This window comes from Streptomyces sp. NPDC127084 (assembly GCF_042724175.1).
In the GTDB taxonomy this organism is placed as follows: domain Bacteria; phylum Actinomycetota; class Actinomycetes; order Streptomycetales; family Streptomycetaceae; genus Streptomyces.
Genome location: NZ_JBHXFA010000350.1, coordinates 1 through 1,539 on the forward strand (window position 1 = coordinate 1; position 1,539 = coordinate 1,539).

Sequence of the window (1,539 nt, forward strand, 5' to 3'; positions counted from 1 at the left end):
GCCGAAGCCCGCGCGGCACCGCAGAGCCCGCCCGGACGACCCGGTACCGGACGGCGTGGCCTCCCTGTGGGAGTGGCGTTTCCAGCCCTGACCGCCACCAGGCGGCCCGCACCGACGGCGCCCGGCCTACGGACTCGGCACCTCGTCCGGGACGGAGGAGCTCCCTTTACTCCGGCTCCGGTGCGGGGCGGACGTATCGCTCCAGTAGGCAAATGGCGCGCACGATCCAGCCCGGCCAGTGCCTGCGTCGGCGCAGTCGTCCGTCCGCGCGGCGGTACCCACTCCTTGCGGCCCAGGGCGAAGTTCAGGTCGAACATCATCAGCGCCGCGTCGTGATAGCGCAGGGCGCAGGGCGCAGTCCAGCGGCACGGTGCGGGTGGTGTCCGGCGGCACGTCGCCGATCCAGTAGTAGGCCTCGCTCGACTCCCCCGTGATCTCGCTGGGCACCCCGGGGAGGTGGACGGTGACGCTGCGGACCGGGTGCGTGCCGCTGTTGCGGACGAGCAGCGTGTGCGGGTGGTACGGCTGCCACTCCTCCCGCCCGCGCGGATGGCCCCAACCCGCAGCCCGGCCCCTGACTGCTCAGTTTCCGCTCCCCACATCGGTGGGCGTGCTGCTCACCCCCAGCGCCGGGGGCCACCGGGAGTGGGACACCACCGTGGTGGCCGTCAGCGGCAATCCGGAGCTGACCGACGAGGAACTACGCACCTACCAGGGCCGGTTCAACGCACCCGACGGCACGGTGCGGGACGATCCGCCCGCAGGGTGAGCTGCGCTTCCATGACCGTCCGCGAGGGCGGCACGCAGTGACCGGCGGTCCGTGTCGGAGGACATGCGCTCACGTCGGAGAACGGCGGGTTCAGTCCGCCGGGGGAAGACGACTGTCCATCTCGGTCAGGAAGTCGGAGGGCCCGTCCGGTCGCCAGTATCCGTTCTTCGTGTGGTAGCCGGGACCGTAGATCAGGTGCAGCGTCCTCTCGGCGCGGGTCAGGGCGACGTAGAAGGTACGCCGTTGCTCCTCCCGTTCCCTCGCGTTGGGTGCGCGCCACGTCCCCCGCTCGGGGACGCTGCGCGGGATGATGCCGTTCTGCAGTCCGGGCAGGATCACGGTGTCGAACTCCCGGCCTTTGGAGGAGTGGTAGGTGGTGAGGAGGATCTTGCCGATGACCTCTTCGCCTTGTGCCAGGTCCTGCAGGACAAGGCCCTTGGTCTGGCACAGGCGGTCCAGTTCGCTGAGGCCGGTGGTGTTGTCCTTGTCGGGGTGCGCTGCGGCGACCGTATCGAGGTCGAGGCGATCGCGGAGCTGCTGCAGCCAGCCGTGCGCTGGCGCGTCCAGAGGATAGAGGGTCTGGGGGTCCAGGCAAGCCTGCAGTGCTCGCAGCAGTGCCAGGCGAGAGGCGGGCGGGGGCAGTTGGGCCTCGGTGCGCAGGGTGGTGAGGGCGGTCTCCAGCCGGGCCAGTGGGGGTGCTTCGGCCCGGCGGAGCATGTCGGGTCGTGCGTCGGCGGTCGCGGGCTGGATCTGTGAGTTCGTCACGCCGC

2 protein-coding genes are annotated in these 1,539 nt (G+C 70.9%); one reads left to right on the forward strand and one right to left on the reverse strand.

Going from position 1 to position 1,539, the window contains the following annotated elements; translation table 11 throughout:
* Nucleotides 1-610: 610 nt before the first annotated feature.
* Nucleotides 611-769, forward strand: a complete 159-nt coding sequence (locus ACFWI9_RS34125) for a hypothetical protein (RefSeq protein ID WP_387169149.1) — start codon at nucleotides 611-613, stop codon at nucleotides 767-769.
* A 90-nt stretch (nucleotides 770-859) separates the two neighbouring features.
* On the opposite strand, the gene ACFWI9_RS34130 is transcribed toward ACFWI9_RS34125, so the two are convergent.
* Nucleotides 860-1,539, reverse strand: a 680-nt coding sequence (locus ACFWI9_RS34130) for a 3'-5' exonuclease (RefSeq protein WP_387169152.1), incomplete at its 5' end; no start/stop codon positions are given.